This window comes from Salipiger sp., assembly GCF_048261495.1.
Classification (GTDB): domain Bacteria; phylum Pseudomonadota; class Alphaproteobacteria; order Rhodobacterales; family Rhodobacteraceae; genus Salipiger.
This window is the reverse complement of the sequence record NZ_JBLXFX010000005.1, coordinates 72,094-93,184: the sequence shown is the minus strand read 5'-3', so window position 1 is coordinate 93,184 and position 21,091 is coordinate 72,094. Positions and strand designations below refer to the sequence as shown.

The 21,091-nt window shown below is 67.2% G+C and carries 21 protein-coding genes; 12 read left to right on the top strand and 9 right to left on the bottom strand.

Annotated features, from left to right (window positions below; genetic code table 11):
- Window position 1 precedes the first annotated feature (1 nt).
- The 7 genes from ACN0RJ_RS11810 (at window position 2) to glpK (ending at window position 6,938) form a co-directional block, all read left to right on the top strand.
- On the top strand, window positions 2-1,078 hold the full coding sequence (locus ACN0RJ_RS11810) for an ABC transporter ATP-binding protein (protein WP_417720073.1): 1,077 nt from the start codon (window positions 2-4) through the stop codon (window positions 1,076-1,078).
- Window positions 1,079-1,178: 100 nt separating this feature from the next.
- Window positions 1,179-2,048, top strand: coding sequence for a carbohydrate ABC transporter permease (locus tag ACN0RJ_RS11805; protein ID WP_417720072.1), 870 nt, complete (start codon window positions 1,179-1,181; stop codon window positions 2,046-2,048).
- A gap of 3 nt (window positions 2,049-2,051) precedes the next feature.
- A complete protein-coding gene (locus tag ACN0RJ_RS11800; protein WP_417724383.1) occupies window positions 2,052-2,912 on the top strand; it encodes a carbohydrate ABC transporter permease in 861 nt (286 codons plus the stop codon).
- A gap of 3 nt (window positions 2,913-2,915) precedes the next feature.
- Entirely contained in the window at window positions 2,916-3,266 is a 351-nt protein-coding gene (locus tag ACN0RJ_RS11795; protein WP_417720070.1) for a hypothetical protein, read from the top strand.
- Window positions 3,267-3,278: 12 nt separating this feature from the next.
- A complete protein-coding gene (locus ACN0RJ_RS11790; protein WP_417720069.1) occupies window positions 3,279-3,551 on the top strand; it encodes a DUF2160 domain-containing protein in 273 nt (90 codons plus the stop codon).
- A gap of 73 nt (window positions 3,552-3,624) precedes the next feature.
- A complete protein-coding gene (locus ACN0RJ_RS11785; protein ID WP_417724382.1) occupies window positions 3,625-5,343 on the top strand; it encodes an ABC transporter substrate-binding protein in 1,719 nt (572 codons plus the stop codon).
- 110 nt (window positions 5,344-5,453) lie between these two features.
- The gene (glpK, locus tag ACN0RJ_RS11780; RefSeq protein WP_417724381.1) at window positions 5,454-6,938 is read left to right on the top strand and encodes a glycerol kinase GlpK; all 1,485 of its coding nucleotides are present in this window, start codon (window positions 5,454-5,456) and stop codon (window positions 6,936-6,938) included.
- A 70-nt stretch (window positions 6,939-7,008) separates the two neighbouring features.
- On the opposite strand, the gene ACN0RJ_RS11775 is transcribed toward glpK, so the two are convergent.
- From ACN0RJ_RS11775 to ACN0RJ_RS11765, 3 genes are read right to left on the bottom strand one after another with little or no spacing between them, the layout of a single operon-like run.
- The gene (locus ACN0RJ_RS11775; RefSeq protein ID WP_417724380.1) at window positions 7,009-9,270 is read right to left on the bottom strand and encodes a xanthine dehydrogenase family protein molybdopterin-binding subunit; all 2,262 of its coding nucleotides are present in this window, start codon (window positions 9,268-9,270) and stop codon (window positions 7,009-7,011) included.
- Window positions 9,263-10,318, bottom strand: coding sequence for an FAD binding domain-containing protein (locus ACN0RJ_RS11770; protein ID WP_417724379.1), 1,056 nt, complete (start codon window positions 10,316-10,318; stop codon window positions 9,263-9,265). Before ACN0RJ_RS11770 ends, ACN0RJ_RS11775 begins: the two co-directional genes overlap by 8 nt.
- Window positions 10,315-10,812, bottom strand: a complete 498-nt coding sequence (locus tag ACN0RJ_RS11765; protein WP_417724378.1) for a (2Fe-2S)-binding protein — start codon at window positions 10,810-10,812, stop codon at window positions 10,315-10,317. Before ACN0RJ_RS11765 ends, ACN0RJ_RS11770 begins: the two co-directional genes overlap by 4 nt.
- Window positions 10,813-11,009: 197 nt before the next feature.
- Here ACN0RJ_RS11765 and ACN0RJ_RS11760 point away from each other — a divergent pair, with 197 nt between their 5' ends.
- The 3 genes from ACN0RJ_RS11760 (at window position 11,010) to ACN0RJ_RS11750 (ending at window position 13,183) form a co-directional block, all read left to right on the top strand.
- Window positions 11,010-11,585, top strand: a complete 576-nt coding sequence (locus tag ACN0RJ_RS11760) for a TetR/AcrR family transcriptional regulator (RefSeq protein WP_417724377.1) — start codon at window positions 11,010-11,012, stop codon at window positions 11,583-11,585.
- A gap of 274 nt (window positions 11,586-11,859) precedes the next feature.
- Window positions 11,860-12,318, top strand: a complete 459-nt coding sequence (locus tag ACN0RJ_RS11755; RefSeq protein ID WP_417720062.1) for a hypothetical protein — start codon at window positions 11,860-11,862, stop codon at window positions 12,316-12,318.
- A 55-nt stretch (window positions 12,319-12,373) separates the two neighbouring features.
- Window positions 12,374-13,183: a helix-turn-helix transcriptional regulator gene (locus tag ACN0RJ_RS11750; protein ID WP_417720061.1), complete on the top strand. Its 810-nt coding sequence runs from the start codon at window positions 12,374-12,376 to the stop codon at window positions 13,181-13,183.
- Between the two features lie 441 nt (window positions 13,184-13,624).
- Here the strand turns inward: ACN0RJ_RS11750 and rimO are convergent, their stop codons facing one another.
- Window positions 13,625-14,983 (bottom strand): 30S ribosomal protein S12 methylthiotransferase RimO, encoded by a 1,359-nt coding sequence (gene rimO / locus ACN0RJ_RS11745; RefSeq protein ID WP_417720060.1) that lies wholly within the window; start codon window positions 14,981-14,983, stop codon window positions 13,625-13,627.
- A gap of 351 nt (window positions 14,984-15,334) precedes the next feature.
- Between rimO and ACN0RJ_RS11740 the strand changes: the two genes are divergently transcribed.
- Window positions 15,335-15,652: a hypothetical protein gene (locus ACN0RJ_RS11740; protein ID WP_417724376.1), complete on the top strand. Its 318-nt coding sequence runs from the start codon at window positions 15,335-15,337 to the stop codon at window positions 15,650-15,652.
- Window positions 15,653-15,721: 69 nt separating this feature from the next.
- Window positions 15,722-16,291, top strand: a complete 570-nt coding sequence (locus ACN0RJ_RS11735) for a hypothetical protein (RefSeq protein ID WP_417720058.1) — start codon at window positions 15,722-15,724, stop codon at window positions 16,289-16,291.
- 80 nt (window positions 16,292-16,371) lie between these two features.
- On the opposite strand, the gene ACN0RJ_RS11730 is transcribed toward ACN0RJ_RS11735, so the two are convergent.
- The 5 genes from ACN0RJ_RS11730 to dapF all read right to left on the bottom strand — a co-directional run bounded on the left by ACN0RJ_RS11730 (window position 16,372) and on the right by dapF (window position 21,080).
- The gene (locus ACN0RJ_RS11730) at window positions 16,372-16,974 is read right to left on the bottom strand and encodes a GcrA family cell cycle regulator (protein ID WP_417724375.1); all 603 of its coding nucleotides are present in this window, start codon (window positions 16,972-16,974) and stop codon (window positions 16,372-16,374) included.
- Between the two features lie 207 nt (window positions 16,975-17,181).
- A complete protein-coding gene (locus ACN0RJ_RS11725) occupies window positions 17,182-18,129 on the bottom strand; it encodes a DMT family transporter (protein ID WP_417724374.1) in 948 nt (315 codons plus the stop codon).
- 163 nt (window positions 18,130-18,292) lie between these two features.
- Window positions 18,293-18,988 (bottom strand): CDP-alcohol phosphatidyltransferase family protein, encoded by a 696-nt coding sequence (locus ACN0RJ_RS11720; RefSeq protein WP_417720055.1) that lies wholly within the window; start codon window positions 18,986-18,988, stop codon window positions 18,293-18,295.
- 38 nt (window positions 18,989-19,026) lie between these two features.
- Window positions 19,027-20,280 carry a tRNA (N(6)-L-threonylcarbamoyladenosine(37)-C(2))-methylthiotransferase MtaB gene (mtaB, locus tag ACN0RJ_RS11715; protein WP_417724373.1) on the bottom strand — a complete coding sequence of 418 codons (1,254 nt, stop codon included), beginning with the start codon at window positions 20,278-20,280 and terminating at the stop codon, window positions 19,027-19,029.
- Window positions 20,277-21,080, bottom strand: coding sequence for a diaminopimelate epimerase (gene dapF, locus ACN0RJ_RS11710; RefSeq protein ID WP_417724372.1), 804 nt, complete (start codon window positions 21,078-21,080; stop codon window positions 20,277-20,279). The genes mtaB and dapF overlap by 4 nt, the downstream gene beginning before the upstream one ends.
- Between the last annotated feature and the right edge of the window lie 11 nt (window positions 21,081-21,091).

The window sequence follows — 21,091 nt, the reverse complement described above, 5'->3', positions numbered from 1 at the left end:
GATGGCCAAGATCACCCTCGACAACCTCGCCCACAGCTACCTCGCCCATCCCCGGCACGAGGACGATTTCGCGCTGAAGGAGCTCAACCACGATTGGGACGACGGCGCGGCCTATGCGCTGCTCGGCGCCTCGGGCTGCGGGAAATCCACCCTGCTCAACATCATCTCGGGGCTGTTGCAGCCGTCGCAGGGGCGCATCCTGTTCGACGGCCGGGACGTGACCCACGCGCCGACCGCGGAACGCAACATCGCGCAGGTGTTCCAGTTCCCGGTGGTCTACGACACCATGACGGTGCGCGACAACCTGGCCTTTCCGCTGCGCAACCGGGGCCGGGACGAGGCCTATGTTGCCGAACGGGTGCAGGAAATCGCCCGGATGATCGGCATGGAGGACATGCTGAACCGCAAGGCGCGCGGCCTGACGGCGGATGCCAAGCAGAAGATCTCGCTCGGCCGGGGGATGGTGCGCAAGGACGTGAACGCGCTGCTCTTCGACGAGCCGCTGACGGTGATCGACCCGCACATGAAATGGGAATTGCGCACCCAGCTCAAGCGCCTGCACCACGACTTCGGCCATACGATGATCTATGTCACCCATGACCAGACCGAGGCGCTGACCTTTGCCGACAAGGTGGTGGTGATGTACGACGGCCGGGTCGTGCAGATCGGCACGCCCGAGGATCTGTTCGAGACCCCCGAACACACCTTCGTCGGCTATTTCATCGGCTCGCCCGGCATGAACGTGATCCCGGCGCGCGTCGAGGGCCGGCAGGCGCATGTCAACGGCGCGTCGATCGACCTCGGCCACGGCTACGGCCCGCTCCGCGGCAAGGTCGAGATCGGCATTCGCCCGGAATACACCCGTCTCAGCCGGACGGAGGGGCTGCCGGTCAACATCCGCCGGATCGAGGACGTGGGCCGCCACAAGATCATCCGGGCCGATTTCTTCGGCACCGATCTCAACATCATCGCGGACGAGGACGAGGAGGTGAGCGCCGACATGAACCGCGTCCGCTTCGACCCGGCGCATGTGAACGTCTACGCCGACGACTGGCGCGTGAAGGGAGACGCGGCCTGATACCCGGGGCCCGCCGAAAGGCCGGGCCGCGACAGGACCGCGCAGAGGAATATCGAACGGCCCCGCGAGAGGGCCGGGTCGCCCGGGGAGGGGCGGAACCATGGAGAAGACGATCAATCAGAAGGCCTGGTTCCTGGTGCTTCCGGTGCTGGTGCTGGTGGCCTTTTCGGCGGTGATCCCGCTGATGACGGTGGTCAACTACTCGATCCAGGACACCTTCGGGAACAACCAGTTCTTCTGGGCGGGCCTCGAATGGTTCGACGAGATGCTGCATTCCGACCGGATGTGGGCGGCGCTCTGGCGTCAGCTTGCCTTTTCGGCGATCATCCTCGCGATCGAGGTGCCGCTGGGCGTCTTCGTCGCGCTCAACATGCCCAAGGGCGGGGTCTGGTCCTCGGTCTGCCTGGTGCTGATGTCGCTGCCGCTGCTGATCCCGTGGAACGTGGTCGGCACGATCTGGCAGATCTTCGGGCGCGTCGACATCGGCCTGCTGGGCTACACGCTCGACAAGCTGGGGGTGTCCTACAACTACACGCAGGACACGCTGGCGGCCTGGATCACCATCATCGTGATGGATGTCTGGCACTGGACATCGCTGGTGGCGCTGCTGGCCTTCGCCGGGCTGAAGTCCATCCCCGACGCCTATTATCAGGCGGCCAAGATCGACCAGGCGAGCCGCTGGAAGGTCTTCCGCTACATCGAGCTGCCCAAGATGATGGGCGTGCTGATGATCGCGATCCTGCTGCGCTTCATGGACAGTTTCATGATCTACACCGAACCCTTCGTCGTCACCGGAGGCGGGCCGGGCAATGCCACCACGCTGCTCTCCATCGACCTCGTGAAGATGGCGCTGGGGCAGTTCGACCTCGGCCCGGCGGCGGCGTTCTCGCTGATGTACTTCCTGGTGATCCTGCTGATCTCGTGGGTGTTCTACACCGTGATGACCACTCTCGACAAAAAGGGAATGTGAGACATGACAACCGCTCCTGACACTCCCGGAACCCTTGCCGCCGGCGGCCGGCGCAGCCGGGTCAGGGTCAACGGGTCGGCCATCGTGATGGCGCTCTACCTGCTGTTCCTGCTGCTGCCGATCTACTGGCTGCTGAACATGAGCCTGAAGACCAACACCGAGATCCTGAACAGCTTCACCCTCTGGCCCGCCGATCTGACGCTGGCCAACTACCGCACGATCCTCACCGATCCGGCGTGGTACATGGGCTACGTCAATTCTCTGATCTACGTGGTGATGAACACGGTGATCTCGCTCGCCGTGGCGCTGCCGGCCGCCTATGCCTTTTCGCGCTACAGCTTCATGGGCGACAAGCACCTGTTCTTCTGGCTGCTGACCAACCGCATGGCGCCGCCCGCCGTCTTCGCGCTGCCGTTCTTCCAGCTCTACAGCTCGGTCGGGCTGTTCGACACGCACATCGCCGTGGCGCTGGCGCATTGCCTGTTCAACGTGCCGCTCGCGGTCTGGATCCTCGAAGGCTTCATGCGCGGCGTCCCGAAGGAGATCGACGAGACCGCCTATATCGACGGCTACAGCTTCGGCGGCTTCTTCATCAGGATCTTCACCCCGCTCATCGCCTCCGGCATCGGGGTCGCCGCCTTCTTCTGCTTCATGTTCTCCTGGGTCGAGCTTCTGCTCTCGCGCACCCTGACCACGGTTGACGCAAAGCCCATCGCGGCGATCATGACCCGGACGCAAGGGGCGTCAGGCATCGACTGGGGGGTGCTCGCGGCGGCAGGAATCCTGACCATCGTGCCGGGGGCGCTCGTGATCTGGTTCGTGCGCAATTACATCGCCAAGGGCTTTGCCCTGGGAAGGGTATGATTGATGTCGACACACAAGAAACAAACCGCCATCCGCCTGTTCTCCGCACTGGCGTGCCTGGGCTGGATGGCCACGGCGGGCACCGGCCCGGCAACCGCTCAGGCCGCGGAGCCCTGGGAAAGCGGCTGCCTGGTCAGGGGGCTCGATCCCAACGGCGACGGCTTCCTGTCGGTGCGCACCGGCCCGAGCTCCAAGTACAAGGAGATCGCCCGCGTCCGGAACGGCGACGCGCTGTTCTTCGACAACCGCCAGTGCAAGGGCAAGTGGTGCCTTGCCGACGGCGCCTCGGTCTCGAAACGCAACGTGAAGCTAAAGGGCTGGTTCTACACCGCCTGGTGCGAATTCTACCCGTAAAGGAAATCCGACATGGCATGGATGGCATGGACCTGGCCGACGGCGATCTTCTTCCTGGTCATCGCGTCGCTTCTCGTCACCTTCACGGTGTTGGCGATCAAGTTCCCCGAAACGCCGCGGACCGGCGTTCTCAGGATCGAAACCACGCGCGGGGACCGGCTGTTCATCACGCTGCTCGGCAGCGCGTTCATAAATCTGGCCTGGCTCGGCCTGGTGGGGGACCACCAGCCCTGGGCGCTGGCCGTCTGTCTTGTCTATGCCGCGGCGGTGTTCCGCTGGGTCTAGCCAATCTCGGAGCGGCGGGGACAGGAGGCCCCGCCGCACCGCGCTCGAAGGTTCAAATAAGGGAGGAAACCAAATGAACCTCAGACTGAAATCCACCGTGGCGATGGGCATGGCCCTGGCCCTGACCGGACCGGCCTATGCCGGGATGGACGAGGCCAAGCAGTTCCTGGACGCCGAGATCGGGGACCTGTCGTCGCTGTCCCGCGCCGACCAGGAAGCCGAGATGCAGTGGTTCATCGACGCCGCGGCGCCGATGGCCGGCATGGACATCAAGGTGGTGTCCGAAACCATCACCACCCACGAATACGAATCCCAGGTGCTGGCACCCGCCTTCACCGCGATCACCGGGATTAAGGTCACCCATGACCTGATCGGCGAAGGCGACGTGGTCGAAAAGCTCCAGACGCAGATGCAGTCGGGCGAAAACATCTATGACGCCTACATCAACGACAGCGACCTGATCGGCACCCACTGGCGCTACCAGCAGGCCCGCAACCTGACCGACTGGATGGCAGGCGAAGGCGCGGACGTGACGAACCCCGGGCTCGACCTCGACGATTTCATCGGGACGCAGTTCACCACCGCGCCCGACGGCAAGCTCTACCAGCTTCCGGATCAGCAGTTCGCCAACCTCTACTGGTTCCGCTACGACTGGTTCAACGACGAGCAGAACAAGGCCGATTTCAAGGAGAAATACGGCTACGATCTGGGCGTTCCGGTCAACTGGTCGGCCTATGAGGACATCGCCGAGTTCTTCACCGGCCGCGATCTGTCGCGCCTCGGGGTGACCGGCGAGGTCTATGGCAACATGGACTACGGCAAGAAGGACCCGAGCCTCGGCTGGCGCTACACAGATGCCTGGCTGTCGATGGCCGGTCTCGGATCCAAGGGCGAGCCCAACGGCCTGCCGGTCGACGAATGGGGCATCCGGGTGAACGAGAATTCGCAGCCCGTCGGCTCCTGCGTCGCGCGCGGCGGCGAAACCAACGGTCCCGCCGCGGTCTACGCGGTGGAAAAGGCCATCGAGTGGCTGCAGAAGTATTCGCCCCCCGCGGCCGCCGGCATGACCTTCTCCGAGGCCGGTCCGATCCCCGCGCAGGGCAACGTCGCGCAGCAGATGTTCTGGTACACGGCCTTCACCGCCGACACGGTCAAGGAAGGCCTGCCGGTGATGAACGAGGACGGCACGCCCAAGTGGCGCATGGCTCCCTCGCCGCATGGCGTCTACTGGGAGGAAGGCACCAAGATCGGCTATCAGGACGTGGGTTCCTGGACGCTGATGAAATCCACCCCCGTGGACCGCGCCAAGGCCGCCTGGCTCTACGCGCAGTTCGTCACCTCCAAGACCGTGGACGTGAAGAAATCCCACGTGGGCCTGACCTTCATCCGCGAGAGCACCATCCAGGACCAGAGCTTCACCGACCGCGCCGACAAGCTTGGCGGCCTGGTGGAATTCTACCGTTCGCCCGCGCGGGTCGCGTGGTCCCCGACCGGCACCAACGTCCCCGACTATCCCAAGCTCGCGCAGCTTTGGTGGCAGAACATCGGTGACGCCATGTCGGGCGCCAAGACCGCCCAGGAGGCACTGGACGCGCTCTGCGCCGACCAGGAAAAGGTCATGGAACGTCTGGAGCGCGCCGGAATCCAGGGCGACATCGGTCCGAAGATGAACGAACCGAAGGACCCGGCCGAATGGCTCGCGATGGAAGGCTCGCCCAAGGCGAAGCTGGAGAACGAGGACGAAGAGCCCAAGACCGTCTCCTATGACGAGCTCATCAAGTCCTGGCAGTAAGCCCGTGACATGAGATCTGGCCGGGGCCGCGTCAGGCCCCGGCCGCTTTGATTTGAGGCCCCGGCGATATGTCTCTAGGCTCGGGTCGTGACAGCAGGAAAGGGCAGAGCATGGGCTATATCCTGGCCATAGATCAGGGCACCACGTCGAGCCGCGCCATCGTCTTCGATGCGGATCTCAGGATCGCCGCCTCCGCGCAGGAGGAGTTTCCCCAGCATTATCCGGCCTCGGGCTGGGTCGAACACGACGCCGCCGATCTCTGGACGACCACGGCCGCCACCTGCCGCGCCGCGGTGGAAAGGGCCGGCATCCGCGCCTCGGAAATTGCCGCCATCGGCATCACCAACCAGCGCGAAACCACGGTGATCTGGGACCGCGAGACCGGGAAACCCATCCACAATGCCATCGTCTGGCAGGACCGCCGCACGTCGGAGCTCTGCCAGCGTCTCAAGGCCGACGGTCACGAGGCCATGGCGACCGAAATCACCGGCCTGTTGCTCGATCCCTATTTCTCGGGGACCAAGGCGGGCTGGATCCTCGACAAGGTCGAGGGCGCGCGGGCGCGGGCCGAGCGCGGCGAACTGGCCTTCGGGACGGTCGACAGCTGGCTGATCTGGAACCTCACCGGCGGCGAGGTCCACGTGACCGACGCCACCAATGCCGCCCGCACCATGCTCTATGACATCCGCAAGGGACGCTGGTCGCCGGAGATGTGCGACCTCCTGCGCGTGCCGATCAAGATGCTGCCCGAGGTGCTCGATTGTGCTGCCGATTTCGGCATGGCCCGCGCCGACCTCTTCGGCCGCGAGATCCCTATTCTGGGCGTCGCGGGCGACCAGCAGGCGGCGACGCTGGGGCAGGCCTGCTTCCGCCCGGGGATGCTGAAATCCACCTACGGCACCGGCTGCTTTGCCCTGCTCAACACCGGGACGGACCCGGTGGTGTCCGGGAACCGGCTGCTGACGACCGTGGCCTATCAGCTCGACGGAGAGGTCACCTATGCGCTCGAAGGGTCGATCTTCGTCGCGGGCGCGGTCGTGCAATGGCTGCGCGACGGTCTGGGCCTGATCCGCTCGGCCGGGGAAACGCAGGGGCTGGCCGAGCGGGCCGACGCCGGGCAGGATCTGGTGCTGGTGCCGGCCTTCACCGGGCTCGGCGCACCCTATTGGAACGCCGATTGCCGGGGTGCGGTGTTCGGGCTCACGCGCAACTCCGGCCCGGCGGAATTCGCCCGCGCGGCGCTGGAGAGCGTCGGTTTCCAGACCCGCGATCTGCTGGAGGCGATGCATGCCGACTGGCCGGGCGCGGACGAGACCGCCCTGCGCGTCGACGGCGGCATGAGCGCGAGCGACTGGGCGATGCAGTTCCTGTCGGACATCATCGGCGCGCCGGTGGACCGGCCCGAAGTGCTGGAGACGACCGCCATGGGCGCGGCCTGGCTCGCCGGGCAACGGGCCGGGCTCTATCCCGACCGCGAGGGCTTTGCGAAGGGCTGGGCGCTGGAACGCCGGTTCGATCCGGCCCGCCACGACGACTGGCGCGCGGAACGCTACGGCGCGTGGAAGCGCGCAGTCGAGGCGGCGCAGGGGTTCTGAAGGCCCTGCGACCGGGGCGCGGCAACGACATGCGGAGCGGGCCGGAGCATTGCCCCGGCCCGCCGCGCCGTCAGCCCATGGCGGCGAGAACATCCTCGATCCGGATCGGGTACTGCGTCGCGCGATAGCCCGTCGCGTGCCAGACCGCGTTGGCGATGGCCCCGGCGGTCCCGGTGATGCCGATTTCGCCCACGCCCTTGATCCCGAGCGGGTTGATGAGGGTGTCTTCCTCCGGGATCAGCAGGGCCTCGACCGAGGGAACGTCGGCATTCACCGGCACGTGGTATTCCCCGAGATCGGCATTCATGATGCGCCCCGTCCTCGGGTCGGTCACGGCGCCTTCGAGCAGGGCAAAGGACTGGCCCCAAATCATGCCGCCGCGATACTGGCTCTGCACCATGCGCGGGTTGATGATCCGCCCCGCCGCAAAGGCCCCGACCAGCCGCGTGACACGCATCTGACACAGGTCCGGGTCCACCTTGACCTCGGCGAAGACCGCGCCGTGGGCCTGCATCGCGTGGCTTTCGCCCACTGAGGGATCGCGCCCGCCCTTGCCGGAGCCTTCGACACCGTCCCGGCGGGCGCGGGCAAGGATGTCGACATAGCTCTCGCTGCGGCTTTCGTCGGCGGCGCTGTAGAGGCGTCCGCCCCGCGCCACCACCCCGGTATTGCCGGTGCCGAACAGCGGCGAGTCCGGATCGGCGGCGGCCAGTTCGGCGAGCTTTTTCACCGCATCGGTGCCCGCCCCCTCGATCGCCATGCCGGCGGTCGCCGTATGCCCGGAGCCGCCCGCGACCCCGGCATCCGGCAGATCGGAGGCCCCGCCGCGCAGCTCCACCTGGCTCACGTCGAGCCCGAGCGCATCCGCCGCGATCTGGGCCAGCGCGGTCCAGGCGCCCTGGCCCATGTCGATGAGGCTGGTTTCCACCAGCCCGGTGCCGTCGGCGCGCAGGGTGGCGCGGGCCTCGGCGGCGAACATCGGGCAGGGAAAGATCGCCGTGCCCATGCCCCAGCCGACCAGAAGCCCGTCCTCGTCACGCATCCGGCCCGGCGCCAGCGGCCTTTCGGACCAGCCGAAGGCGCGGACCCCCTCGGCATAGCATTCGCGCAGCGCCTTGGAGGTGTATGGCTTGCCGCCGAGCGGATCGGTTTCGGCGTAGTTGGCAAGCCGGAAGTCGAGCGGGTCCATGCCGCAGGCCTCGGCCGCGACATCCACCGCGATTTCCAGCGCGGCGGAGCCGGAGGCTTCGCCCGGTGCGCGCATCGGACCCGGCGTGCCGATGTCGTTGCGCGCGCCCTCGTGCGAGGTGCGGATCGCCCCCGCCGCATAGGTCATGAGCGAGGCGCCCGCCGCACCTTCGAGGAACTCGTCGAAGCTGCTGGTGGCCGACACCGAATGATGGGTCAGCGCCGTGAGCGCGCCGTGTTCATCCATTCCCAGCCGGATCGTCTGCCGCGTCGCGCCGCGATGGCCGACCGGGCCGAACATCTGGCTCCGGCGGTGCGACAGCTTGACCGGCCGCCCGAGCGTCCGCGCGGCAAGGGTGGTCAGGATGTAGGAGCCCGTGCCGATGGCCTTCGACCCGAAGCCGCCGCCGACGAAGGGGGTCCGGATCAGCACGTCCGATACCGGGATGCCGAACCAGGCGGCAAAGGCCTCGGCGGTCATGTGCGGGGCCTGCGTCGGAGTGTGCAGGATCACCTTGTCGCCCTGCCATTCGGCGACGATGGCGTGGGGTTCCATCGCGTTGTGGTACTGCGAGGGCGTCTCGCTGGTGTGCTCGACCACCCGCGCGGCGGCGGCAAAGCCCGCCTCCACATCACCGCGTCCGACCCCGGCAGGAGAGCCCATGCCGACGGTCTCGGTGGCGTAGCGACCGGCGTCGAGCCCGATCCGGGGCGTTTCCGCAGCGTATTGCGGCGCCAGAAGGGCCGCGCCCTCGGTCGCCGCTTCGAGCGTTTCCGCCACGACCAGCGCGATCGGCTGGCCTGCATAGCGCACGGTGTCGTCCTGCAGCACCTCGGTCAGGAAGGAAAAGCGGTTGGGCTTTTCGGTCGGGTCCAGCGCCAGCGGCGGGCGGTTCGCCGGGGTCATCACGTGGATCACGCCGGGATGGGTCATCGCGGCGGCCACGTCCAGATGCGTGACCCGGCCCCGCGCGATGGTGGCGGGGGCAAAGACCGCATGGGCGAGGCCTGCCGGGGTGTTGTCGGCTGCATAGGGCGCGGTGCCCGTCACCTTGAGAAAGCCGTCGCGCCGGGTCATCGGCTGGCCCGAATTCGACCCCATGCGGGCGGTTTCGACTGCGGGCAGGGCTGTGCTGTCAGACATGTGCGGTTCCTCCTTGCGAGGCAAAGGCAGAGGCGGGCAGGGCGGGCAGATGTTCGGGCGTTCCCGCGGCGGCACGGGCCAGCGCGCGGACCAGGACACGCCTTGCCAGCGTGATCTTGAAATCGTTGTCCCCGATCGGGGCGGCCATCGCCAGGGCGGCTTCGGCGGCCTCGGCAAAGGTGTCGGCCTCGGGTGCGGCGCCGGTCAGGACGGCTTCGGCGCCGCGGGCCCGCCAGGGTTTCGCGGCGACCCCGCCGAGCGCGAGGCGCGCTTCGACGATCCGGCCGTTCTCGATCCGGAGCGCGGCGGCGGCCGAGACCAGAGCGAAGGCGTAGGAGGTCCGGTCGCGCAGCTTCACGTAGCGGGCGTTTGCGGCAAAGGCCGCCGAGGCGCCGGGCAGGCGAAGGGCGGTGACGATCTCGCCCGGAGCCAGCGCCGTGACGACCTGCGGCGTGTCGCCCGGCAGCAGGTGCACCTCTTCCAGCGGCAGTTCACGCCGTCCGGAGGGGCCGAGCACCTCGACCACGGCATCGAGCGCGACGAGCGGCACGCAGAAATCCGACGGATGCGTCGCGATGCATTGATCGGAGGCGCCGAGGACCGCCATCATCCGTGTCTCGCCGCCGAGCGCGGCGCAGCCGGTGCCGGGCGCCCGGCGGTTGCAGGGGCTTTCGGGGTCGGCGAAATACGGGCACCGCGTGTGCTGCATGAGGTTGCCGCCCACCGTCGCCGCATTGCGCAACTGCGCCGAGGCGCCGGACAGCAGCGCCTCTGCCACCGCCGGAAAGCGCGCGCGGATGCGCGGATCGGCCGAGACATCGGCATTGCGCACCAGCGCACCGATGCGCAGGCCGCCGTCGGGCGTGTCCTCGATGGCGGAAAGGCCGGGAATGCGCGTGAGGTCCACGATCCGCGAGGGGCGCATCGCGCCGACCTTCATCAGGTCGAGCAGGTTGGTTCCCGCACCGAGATAGGCCGCACCGGGCCCGGCGCCGGCCTCTGCTGCCTCGTCCAGCGTGGCGGGGCGGATGTAGTCGAACAGGTTCATGCGCCGGCCCTTTCTTCGGTTTCGCTCATGCGGCGGGCGGCGGTGCGGACCGCCTCGGTGATGCCCTGGTAGGCGCCGCAGCGGCAGAGGTTGCCGCTCATGCCTTCGCGGATGCGTTCGGGGTCGTCCCCGGCCCGGCCTTCGGCAATCAGGCCGACGGCGCTCATGATCTGGCCGGGGGTGCAGTAGCCGCACTGCATCCCGTCGCAGGCGATGAAGGCCTCCTGCACCGGATGCAGCGCGTCGCCCTGCGCGAGCCCCTCGATGGTGGTCACGTCCGACCCGTCGAGGCCCAGCGCGAGCGACAGGCAGGCATTCACCCGCCGCCCGTCGACCAGCACCGTGCAGGCGCCGCACTGGCCGCGATCGCAGCCTTTCTTGGTTCCGGTCAGCGCGAGGCGTTCGCGCAGAAGGTCAAGCAGAGTGACCCGCGGGTCCTCCAGCGCCAGATCGTGGCGCGTTCCGTTCACGGTAAGGCTGATGGCATACGACATCGGCGTCTCCATTGGCTCGGGGTTCAGGATGGGGGTCGACGCGACGGCATCGCCATGCGACGATTCCGGGGGACGATCTGGGAAGGGTCTGGAAAAGCGGCTCACGCGGCTTTGATGGGTGTTCCTCGGACGAGGTGATAGGGTCCTTATACGGAGGATGCCTCCGTTTATCAAGGCCGGATTTCATGGGAGGGAACATGGGGCAGCCGGAGGCCGGGACAAGCCGGAAACCGCGGGCGGATTCGCTGCGCAACAGGGCGCGCCTGCTGGCAGCGGCCAAGGAGGTCTTCGGCGAGGGCGGCAGCGGGGCCAGCCTCGAGGAGGTCGCGCGCGTGGCCGGGGTCGGGATCGGTACGCTTTACCGCCACTTTCCGACCCGTGACGCCCTGTTCGAGGCGGTCTACCGCCACGAGATCGACCAGCTTCACGACCGCTCCCTGACCCTTGTGGACGAGGCGGACCCGGTCGAGGCGCTGCGCCTCTGGCTTCGCGACGGCATTGCCGTGATCGCGACCAAGAAGGGAATGCTGGCCACGCTCGCCCTCGCGGCGGATGGCAGGCAGGATCTGTATGCCTATTCGTCGGACCGCATGAACGCCTCGGCCTCGGCCCTGCTGGAGCGGGCGGCGGCGGCCGGTGCGATCCGCGAGGACATCACCTCCGAAGACCTCCTGCGCGCCATGATCGGCATGTGCCACAACCCCGACCGGGCGGGTTGGCGCACCTCGGCGCTGCGGCTGGCGGATGTCTTCGTGGACGGGTTGCGGCGCTGATCGGGGGGCGTGGCGGTCGGAAGGACTGAGGCGCGGCAGCATCCGGAAGGGGTTCGTCCCCCCGGGGGCCCGGACCCTGCCGCGCGGATCGCGCGCCCGAAATCGGGCGCATCGGTTCGCGATCGTCCTGCCGGTCCGTTGCCCAACTGCCCGAAAGCGGACAAATGGCCTGTCCGAACCGTGGCTTGAGCTATGACATTTGGCGAAAAGCGGGATAATGGGAAAGGATTACAACGGTTCCCCGTCCTTTCGGGCCGACCAGGATGAGGCGTTCATGTCGAATGTTGCGAGATATCTGAAGAAGCATACCGAGGCATTGGTGAAGGATGTCGGCATCGAAGCCGCCTGCCAGCTCACCGGGAAATCCAAGGCCACGCTCGGCAGATACTATTCCGACCATGACGAACATGCCGAACGGTTCATGCCCATCGACGCGGTCGCCGCGCTGGAAGAGGCCTCGGGCTACCCGCATGTGACCTCCGCCCTGGCCGAGCTGAAGGGGATCGCGCTTCATTTCGACTCCGACCAGCGCAACACACGCGGCAGCGGCGGGGTCAATTCCGACGTGGTGATGCTCAGTCAGCGGTTTGCAATGCTCATGGCCGAATACCACCAGTCGATTCAGGACGGGGTGATTTCGGCCAACGAGGCGCGGCGCCTGCTGCGCGAGACACTCGCCATTCAGAAGGTGCTGATCGACATGAAATTGCATCTGGAGGATGAAACTGCCTGATCCGTCCCAACCTCCCCGGACGTTGCTCCCGGCAGAGCGGCATGTCCCCGACCTGTTGCAACGCTTTCTGCCGCGGCTCGAGGCCACCACCACCTCGCGCGAGGTGTGGCAACTGATCGTGGCGCTGGGGCGCGAGCTGCACCTGCCCTGCATAGATTTCATTTCGGCCAGCTCCTACCGGGATTGGAAACGGACGCTGTTCATCCGCACTTCCTACGATTCCTCCTTTCTGCACGATTACAATGCCGACCCCGAAGTCGGGCGCTGGTCCTATTTCCGCAGTCACGCGATGGACAGGCTTACCCCGATTGCCGTCGGTCTGGAGTTTCTCGACGAATACCGCCCCATTCCCGAAGCCCGCATCGAAGTGTTGCGCGAGGCGGCGCGGCGCGGAATGCGGGCGGGGTTCTCGATTCCCCTGAGGGTCCACGCCCCGCCGCAATCCGCGCTCATCACCTTTACCGGCGATCATTCGCGCCGGGAGATGCAGGCGATCATCCACGCCCACGGCTGGACCCTGACAACCGCGGCGCTGATGGGGCACCAGCGATACCTCATGCATTTCGCGCAGGAATTCCCCGAGAGAAACCACGTCACGGGCAAGCAACTCGAACTGATGGAAATGATCGGGGCGGGTCTTCAGGACAAGCAGATCGCGGCGGAACTGGGGGTTTCGGTCTCGGCCGTACGGCAACGGCTGAACGCGCTGATGCAGAACACCGGGATATCCTCGCGGGCGGAAATGGCGGCGCTGGCAATGTCCATCGGCGTCCTTCCCGACCCCCTCGGCCGGCCCGGCGCAGAGGCGATCCAGACCGTGATCGAGATGGACGAAGGCGGCGCGGTGGTACGGATGCCGGCCTAGCGCCTTGCGCGCCCCCGATTACCCTCTGCACATAAAAAGAAATGCCTCCGGGCAAGCGGAGGCATTTCTGTAGTTCTGAATATATTTATCAAACGCCTTATGCCCCCGAAGAGGTAAATCAGGACGCACAAGGGAATAACGGTGTTTTCCGGTGGCCTTCTGGCCTTATCCCCCCGTGCGGCCGGCGCATTTGGTACCTGCGTGAGCTGGTCCATCCCTGCTGGCCCGACCGAACAAGTAAAAGTTACCATATGGTAAACTTTTTGTCTGTCCCCGGAATGAGTTTGTGTCAGGTGACCTGAGTGAATATTCCGCAAATTCACGGGCGAACCTGTCATTTTCGACAGGGTACGCACGGGATCGCGGAGGGAATTTTACCGGGCGGTCAAGAAAGCGGCCGGGTTTGATTCGTGGTTCGGAGCGGGCTGACGCGGGATGGCGTCAGGGGACAAGCCGGCCCCAGAGGTCGTATTCCCCGGCCTCGTCCACCTCGACCGTCACGATGTCACCGGGGCTCAGGGCCTCGTGCCCGGCGTCGATGAACAGGTTGCCGTCAATCTCGGGCGCATCGGCCTTGGTGCGGCAGGTGGCGGCATCCTCTTCGACCAGGTCGACGATCACCTCCATCCGCGTGCCGACCTTTGCGGCCAGCTTCGCCTCGGAAATCTCCTGCGCCTTTTCCATGAAGCGGTCCCAGCGTTCCTGCTTCACCTCGGGCGCGACGTGATCCGGCAGCGCGTTGGAGCGCGCGCCCTTCACGTCCTCGTACTGGAAGCAGCCGACCCGGTCGAGCTGCGCCTCGTCCAGCCAGTCGAGCAGGGTCCGGAACTCTTCCTCGGTCTCGCCGGGATATCCGACGATGAAGGTCGACCGCAGCACGATGTCCGGACAGTCGGCTCGCCATGCGGCGATCTCGTCCAGGGTGCGCGCGGCAGCGGCGGGCCGTGCCATGCGCCGCAGCACGTCGGTGTGGGCATGCTGGAAGGGGATGTCGAGATAGGGGAGCACCTTGCCCTCGGCCATCAGCGGGATCAGTTCGCGCACATGGGGGTAGGGGTAGACGTAGTGCAGGCGCACCCAGGCGCCGAGCTCTCCCAGGTCGCGGGCCAGGGGAACGATGGGAAACTTGTCGTCCCGGTCCTTCCAGTCGGTCCCGTAGGCAGAGGTGTCCTGACTGATGACCAGCAGTTCCCTGACCCCGGCCTCGACCAGCTTCTCGGCCTCGCGCAGCACGGCGCGCGCGGGGCGCGAGGCGAGCTTGCCGCGCATGTCGGGAATGATGCAGAACTTGCAGGCGTGATTGCAGCCCTCGGAGATCTTCAGATAGCTGTAATGGCGCGGCGTCAGGCTGACCCCGCTTGCCGGCAGAAGGTCCACGAACGGATCGGGAGAGGGCGGCACCGCGCCGTGGACGGCATCCAGCACCTGTTCGTATTGATGCGGCCCCGTCACCGCCAGCACCCGGGGATGCACGCCGGTGATGTAGTCGGGCTCTGCCCCCAGGCAGCCGGTCACGATGACGCGCCCGTTCTCGGTCAGCGCCTCGCCGATCGCCTCCAGCGATTCCGCCTTGGCGCTGTCGAGAAAGCCGCAGGTGTTCACGATCACCGCATCCGCACCGGCATAATCGGCGGAGATGCCGTACCCCTCGGCCCGCAACCGGGTGAGGATGCGCTCGCTGTCGACCAGCGCCTTGGGGCAGCCGAGCGAGACCATGCCGATGGTCGGCTGGCCGTCACGGCGGGATTCGGAAATGCGGGCGCGCGCCAGATCGGGGCGCAGATCGGGGGGATTCTGCATGGGCGCGATATACGGCGTTGTCGGGAACGGGGGAAGGGGGAGAGTCGTGTCGCCGCGATGTCACACAATTGCGGCACGGGCCGGAGTCCGGCGCCTGCGGTGCGGGTGCGCGCACATCTTTCTGGCCAGAGTGCAACATCTCGGATAAAAAAGGAAAAAGCCTCGGTGACGAAAGGTCACCAAGGCGTGTCCTGATAAAATACAAGGCGTGACCACTCACGGACAATCGCCAAGGTGACGCTATCACGGAGCAGTGGTGACGCCAAGAAGTTATCATTTTGATAATTTGCGGCGTGACCGGAAATCCACGGCGCGTTTCCGCGGGAACGGCAAAGACGAAAGTAGACGGCGATGGACAAACTCAGGTCGATCTTCGAACTCCGGGAGATGCTGCGGGAGCTTGAGACCGATGTCGGTCTCTCGGATCTGAGCCGGATCGAGAGGGATGTCCTGCTGGCCGCGCACAGTCTCAGCGACCGGCCCGGCGATGTAGTGAGCACCGAACAGATCCGCAGCCACAGCCTGTTGCAGCCGGTCGCGCAGGCAACGCTCTACCGGGCGATTCGCACCTTGCTGGGGGCCGGGCTGCTGGAGCGCGCCGCCATGACGCGCGCGCGGGCCTACGTGGTGCGCAGCGACCTGGTCGGGCAGCAATTCCCGGAAAGCTAGTGCAGGCCCGCGTTCGACGAAAGGACGCCGGCGGCGCCGCACACCAACAATGACGAGTACGATGTAACCATGCTCAAGACCGTTTCGGTGGTCGTTGTCGCCTATATCCTGGCGCACGGCCTGACTGCCCTGCTTGTCACTCCGATCCAGTCCCGGTTCCTGCCGGAGATCACCGCCTTTGCCAGTCTGGTGTACCTGCCGCACGGGGTCAGGGTGCTGACGACATGGCTGCTCGGGCGGGTGGCGGTGGTTCCGATCTACCTCGGGGCGTTCCTGTCCGAGGCGATCTTCACCCCCGGCGGCTTCGGCACGGCCACGCAGCCGGTGATCCTGGTGTCGATCCTCGTGGGCGCGTCATCGTCGCTGGTGGCCTTCGAGGGGATGAAGCTTGCCGGGGTCAACCTCTATGCCGGACAATCCCGCCGCATCCACTGGAGCTGGCTGCTGTTCGTCGGGGTGCTGGCGTCGCTCATCAACTCGGTCGGGCAGGTCATCGTGTTCTCGGCGGCGGTGCATCCCGAACACTACCTTGCCGTTCTGAGCATCTGTGCTGTCGGAGACCTGATCGGCTTGGTCATCACCACGCTGATCCTGATGCTGCTGTTCCGCTGGATGCGGCAGAGCCCCGGCCGGGGCTGAGCCGGGCCGCGCAAGGAAAACCGCCCGGCCCTTGCGGGCGGGCGGTTCATGGTCCGGAGATGGCGCGCGGGCCGACGGGGTCAGCGGCGCCGGTCGCGGCGGGCCGACATCGGCTGGAAGGCCACGCCCACATGTGCCTCGCAATAGGGTTTGCCCTGCTGGACGGGGAGACCGCAGAACCAGAAATCCTCGGTCGCGGGGTCGCCCACCGGCCATTTGCAGGTGCGCTCGGTCAGCTCCATCAGGGTGATCTTCTTGGCCTTCTTCTCGATCTCGCTGACCTTGGCCAGCGCCTCGGGGCTGATCTCGTTGGCAGAGGGCTGCGGCGGCAGCGGCTGGCCGGCCGGGATGATCTGCTTGCGGGCGGGCAGGGTCGCTGGCCGGGTTTCGGCCGCGGCTTCGGGCTCGTCCTCGGGCGTGTCGTCGATCTCGGCGGCGACGGCGGGCTTGACCGGCGGGCGCACCGGCTTTTCCTTTTCCTTGACCGGCTTCGCGTCCTTCACGGGCGCGGCCGGGGTCGGTCCGGTGCCGGGACCGGTACGGTTGGACAGGCCGAGACGGTGCACCTTGCCGATCACGGCATTGCGGGTCACGCCGCCGAGCTCCTTGGCGATCTGACTGGCCGACTGGCCCTCGCTCCACATCTTCTTCAGCAGCTCGACGCGCTCATCGGTCCAGGACATGGTGGTGGTTCCTTAGCGAAAAAGCGGCCCGCGTTCCGGACCGCCTGGAAATTCCTTGGGTGGCCCTATTGTAGTCATCGCGTCCCGAGATACAAGGCGCGGTCACGGAAACCACCGGCGATCCCCGACAATCCGAAGGCCGATTCCGGCAGGCTCGGCACGGGACCGCCGGACCCGGCGCGCGCGGGCGGGACGCCGCCGGGCGCGCTACCGTGATTCGCGGCTGTCGCGCTGAGGCGGCACGGCGCCGGGTAGCGGCGCGGCGGCGCTCTCCCGGCCGCGTCCGAGGCGGGCCTGCCGCCAGGCCAGCAGGCCGGCTCCGGCCACGATGACGACGGCCCCGAGGACCGAGATGCCGTCGGGAACCACGCGGAAGACCGCGAAATCGTAGAGGCTGGCAAAGACCAGCGTCACGTACCAGAAGGGCGACACGAAGCTGGCGTCGGCGCGGGCGATGGCGTGGATGAAGCAGATCTGGGCCGACACCATGAGGCCGCCGACTCCGGCGAGGGCCGCCCATTGCGCCGGGGTCGGCATCTGCCAGACCAGCGCCGCGGCGGCACTGGAAATGCCCATGCCGATCAAGTTGTTGACGAGCAGGATCTGGAGTGGTCCCTCGCGCCCCGAGAGCCGCTTGAGCACGATGAGTTCGCTGCCGAGGAAGAGCGCCGCGCCGAGGGCGAGCAGGGCGGCGGGCTGGAAGGCTTCGGGGGTGGGGCGCAGCAGGATCAGCGCGCCGGCCACCGCGATCAGCGCGGCGGCGATCCGCACCCGGCCCACGGTCTCGCCCAGCAGCGGGATGGCGAGCAGCATGGCGACGACCGGGTTCAGAAAGCTGATCGCGGTGGCGTCGGAGAGCGGAATGAAGGCCGCCGCCGCGAACATGAAGCTGACGCCGCCCCAGCCGAAGAACACCCGCAGCACGTGCATCGGCCAGGCCGGGGCGGTGAAACGGGGACGCAGGACGGCGGCCCCGATCAGCAGCGCGGCGAAGGCGAAGACGAATCGGCCCTGGCTGACCTGCAGCGGGTTCAGCGCGGGACCGAGCGTTCCGGTTCCCAGCATCTTGGCCAGCAGGGTGGTGCCCGCCACGAAGGCGGAGGCGAGGACGGTCAGTCCGGCGGCAAGCAGGGGGGCGGGAGCGATCGGGCGCATGCCCCCGGCTTTGCGCCGTTGCCCCGCGCTTGGCAAGACCCGTCAGGCGGAGCGGCGCAGGCGCCGCGCCGGTTGCGTCGCCTGCGGGCCGGGCCCGCAGTCTCCACGGCCGTGGCTGTCGTGACGCCCCTGCCGCGGGGCCTTCCCCCGGAAAGGCGTCGGATCAGGCGGTGCGCCGTGGCACGACCTGTTGCGCGATCCCGGCGAAGAGCAGGTAGAAAGAGGTCAGGACCAGCCCCCAGTGTGCCCAGCTTTCGGGATGGAAATCGACCCAGGCCGCCCAGCCCGCGAAAAAGGTCCAGGCCAGCGCCACCGGCAGCGAGAGGGTGCGCCAGCGCTCGGTCCGAACGGGGTGGATGAACTTCAGCGGCAGGAACATCGCCACCGCCAGCGCCGCGACCAGGGCGAGGATCACCCAGAAGCTGGGTTTCAGCGCGAAGAGCACGAGCACCAGCATGTTCCAGCATCCGGGAAAGCCGTGGAAGGAATTGTCCTCGGTCTTCATCCGGCTATCGGCGAAATAGAGCGACGAGGCGAAGGTGATCACGATGATCGCGACCCATCCCGTCCAGCCCGGAAGCAGGTCGGACCGGAACAGCGCGAAGGCCGGGATGAAGACATAGGTCAGGTAGTCGATGATGAGATCCAGCAGCACCCCGTCGAAGCGCGGTGCATGGGTCTTGACGTCGTAGCGCCGCGCCAGCGGACCGTCGAGCCCGTCCACCGCGAAGGCGACGACCAGCCAGAGGAACATGATCGACCAGTTTTCCTGCGCCGCCGCCAGCAGGGCGAGCATGGCAAAGACCGCGCCGGTGGCGGTGAAGAGATGCACGAGAAGGGCGCTGCGGTGCGGTGTCATCCGGACGTCATGCACCAAACGCCGCCGGGATGGAAGTCTCAGGCGGTGAGGCGCGCGCCGCTGTGGCCGGTGATCGTGGCCGTCACGATGGCGCCTTCCTGCTGCGGGCTTGCCAGCGACACCTCGGCGAACTGCTCGGTCCGGCCCATGTCCGGGGCCTCCATCAGGATGCGGTGCGTGCGGCCGTGCTGCTGGCCGAGATGACGCTCGACCCGGGCATCGCCCGCGGCCCGCAGGCGCGCGGCGCGTGCCTTGATCGCGCGTCCGTCGACCTGCGGCATCCGGGCCGCCGGGGTGCCGGGGCGCGGCGAATAGGGGAAGACGTGCAGCCAGGTGAGGTCGCATTCCTCGACCAGCTTCAGGGAGTTCTCGAAATGCGCCTCGGTCTCGGTCGGGAAGCCCGCGATGATGTCGGCGCCGAAGGTCATGCCGGGGCGGAGCCTGCGCGCCTCCTCGGTGAAGCGAATCGCATCGTCGCGCAGGTGGCGGCGTTTCATGCGCTTCAGGATCAGGTCGTCGCCGTGCTGGAGGCTGAGATGCAGGTGCGGCATCAGGCGCTGCTCGGTCGCGATGGCCAGCATCAGGTTCTCGTCCACCTCGATGCTGTCGATCGACGAGATCCGCAGGCGCGGCAGATCGGGGACGAGGCGCAGGATGCGCATCACCAGGTCGCCGAGCCGGGGCGTGCCGGGCAGGTCCGCGCCCCAGGAGGTCAGGTCGACCCCGGTCAGCACCACCTCGTTGAAGCCGCCCTGCACCAGCCGCTTGATCTGGTCGACCACCACCCCGGCGGGAACGGAGCGGGAATTGCCGCGCCCGAAGGGGATGATGCAGAAGGTGCAGCGGTGATCGCAGCCGTTCTGGACCTGGACATAGGCCCGGCTTCGCGTGCCGAATCCGTCGATCAGGTGCCCGGCGGTTTCCGTGACCGACATGATGTCGTTGACCTGCACGCGCTCGGTCTCGCCGATGAAATCCGGGTTGAGCCCGCGCCAGGTGTCCGGCGACATCTTCTCGGTGTTGCCGATCACATGGTCGACCTCGGACATGGCGGCAAAGCTGTCGGGGTCGATCTGCGCCGCACAGCCGGTGACGATCAGCCGGGCCTCGGGATTTTCGCGGCGCAGGCGGCGGATCTCCTGGCGGGCCTTGCGGACGGCCTCGGCGGTCACGGCGCAGGTGTTGATGACCACGGCATCGCCCATCCCCGCCTGCTCGGCCAGGGCCTTCATCGCCTCGGTCTCGTAGGCGTTGAGCCGGCACCCCATGGTGGTGAAGCGCGGCGGGGTCATTCCGCCGCCTCCAGCCAGTTGGTCGAGAACATGCCGTCGAAGACATGCGCCGTCGGCCCGGTCATCCGCACGCCGTCCTCGCGCCAGTCGATGTCGAGCGTGCCGCCGTCGAGGTCGATCCGCACCCGCCGCCCGGTGAGGCCGCGACGCGCGGCGGCCACCGCGGTGGCGCAGGAGGACGAGCCGGAGGCCAGGGTGATCCCCACGCCGCGCTCCCAGACCCGCATCCGCAGGTGGTCCGGCCCGATCAGGCTGGCCACCTGCACGTTGGTGCGTTCGGGAAACAGCGGGTGGTGTTCGTGACGGGGGCCGAAGGCGGCCAGATCGACCGCCTCGGCATCGGACACGAAGAAGGTGCAATGGGGATTCCCCATGCCGGTCGCGACCGGGTTGCCGTCTATCGGCAGGCTCAGGGTGTCCATGGCCCCGGCCAGCGGAATCTCCTGCCAGGCGGTCTGCGGCGCGCCCATGTTGACCGAGGTCAGCCCGTTGCCCGCGTCCCGCGCCTCGAGCAGGCCGCGTTCGGTCAGCAGGCTTACGGCGTCGCGGCCGGTATCCTCCATCAGGAAACGGGCGATGCAGCGCGTGGCATTGCCGCAGGCGCCGGCGGTCGAGCCGTCGGCATTGAAAAAGGTCAGCCGGACATCGGCGCGGCTGTCCGGTTCGATCAGCGCAAGCTGGTCGAAGCCCACGCCGCGGTGCCGGTCGGCAATGGCCATCGCCAGCCCCGGCGTGACGGCGATGGAGCGCGCACGCCCGTCCAGCACGACAAAGTCGTTGCCGAGCCCGTGCATTTTCATGAAGGGCAAAG

What these genes read in the sequence shown, in the direction of transcription:
- ACN0RJ_RS11810 (WP_417720073.1), top strand. Translation starts at nt 2, where the DNA reads ATGGCCAAGATCACCCTCGACAACCTCGCCCACAGCTACCTCGCCCAT.
- ACN0RJ_RS11805 (WP_417720072.1), top strand. Translation starts at nt 1,179, where the DNA reads ATGGAGAAGACGATCAATCAGAAGGCCTGGTTCCTGGTGCTTCCGGTG.
- ACN0RJ_RS11800 (WP_417724383.1), top strand. Translation starts at nt 2,052, where the DNA reads ATGACAACCGCTCCTGACACTCCCGGAACCCTTGCCGCCGGCGGCCGG.
- ACN0RJ_RS11795 (WP_417720070.1), top strand. Translation starts at nt 2,916, where the DNA reads ATGTCGACACACAAGAAACAAACCGCCATCCGCCTGTTCTCCGCACTG.
- ACN0RJ_RS11790 (WP_417720069.1), top strand. Translation starts at nt 3,279, where the DNA reads ATGGCATGGATGGCATGGACCTGGCCGACGGCGATCTTCTTCCTGGTC.
- ACN0RJ_RS11785 (WP_417724382.1), top strand. Translation starts at nt 3,625, where the DNA reads ATGAACCTCAGACTGAAATCCACCGTGGCGATGGGCATGGCCCTGGCC.
- glpK (WP_417724381.1), top strand. Translation starts at nt 5,454, where the DNA reads ATGGGCTATATCCTGGCCATAGATCAGGGCACCACGTCGAGCCGCGCC.
- ACN0RJ_RS11775 (WP_417724380.1), bottom strand. Translation starts at nt 9,270, where the DNA reads ATGTCTGACAGCACAGCCCTGCCCGCAGTCGAAACCGCCCGCATGGGG.
- ACN0RJ_RS11770 (WP_417724379.1), bottom strand. Translation starts at nt 10,318, where the DNA reads ATGAACCTGTTCGACTACATCCGCCCCGCCACGCTGGACGAGGCAGCA.
- ACN0RJ_RS11765 (WP_417724378.1), bottom strand. Translation starts at nt 10,812, where the DNA reads ATGTCGTATGCCATCAGCCTTACCGTGAACGGAACGCGCCACGATCTG.
- ACN0RJ_RS11760 (WP_417724377.1), top strand. Translation starts at nt 11,010, where the DNA reads ATGGGGCAGCCGGAGGCCGGGACAAGCCGGAAACCGCGGGCGGATTCG.
- ACN0RJ_RS11755 (WP_417720062.1), top strand. Translation starts at nt 11,860, where the DNA reads ATGTCGAATGTTGCGAGATATCTGAAGAAGCATACCGAGGCATTGGTG.
- rimO (WP_417720060.1), bottom strand. Translation starts at nt 14,983, where the DNA reads ATGCAGAATCCCCCCGATCTGCGCCCCGATCTGGCGCGCGCCCGCATT.
- ACN0RJ_RS11740 (WP_417724376.1), top strand. Translation starts at nt 15,335, where the DNA reads ATGGACAAACTCAGGTCGATCTTCGAACTCCGGGAGATGCTGCGGGAG.
- ACN0RJ_RS11735 (WP_417720058.1), top strand. Translation starts at nt 15,722, where the DNA reads ATGCTCAAGACCGTTTCGGTGGTCGTTGTCGCCTATATCCTGGCGCAC.
- ACN0RJ_RS11730 (WP_417724375.1), bottom strand. Translation starts at nt 16,974, where the DNA reads ATGTCCTGGACCGATGAGCGCGTCGAGCTGCTGAAGAAGATGTGGAGC.
- ACN0RJ_RS11725 (WP_417724374.1), bottom strand. Translation starts at nt 18,129, where the DNA reads ATGCGCCCGATCGCTCCCGCCCCCCTGCTTGCCGCCGGACTGACCGTC.
- ACN0RJ_RS11720 (WP_417720055.1), bottom strand. Translation starts at nt 18,988, where the DNA reads ATGACACCGCACCGCAGCGCCCTTCTCGTGCATCTCTTCACCGCCACC.
- mtaB (WP_417724373.1), bottom strand. Translation starts at nt 20,280, where the DNA reads ATGACCCCGCCGCGCTTCACCACCATGGGGTGCCGGCTCAACGCCTAC.
- dapF (WP_417724372.1), bottom strand. Translation starts at nt 21,080, where the DNA reads ATGAAAATGCACGGGCTCGGCAACGACTTTGTCGTGCTGGACGGGCGT.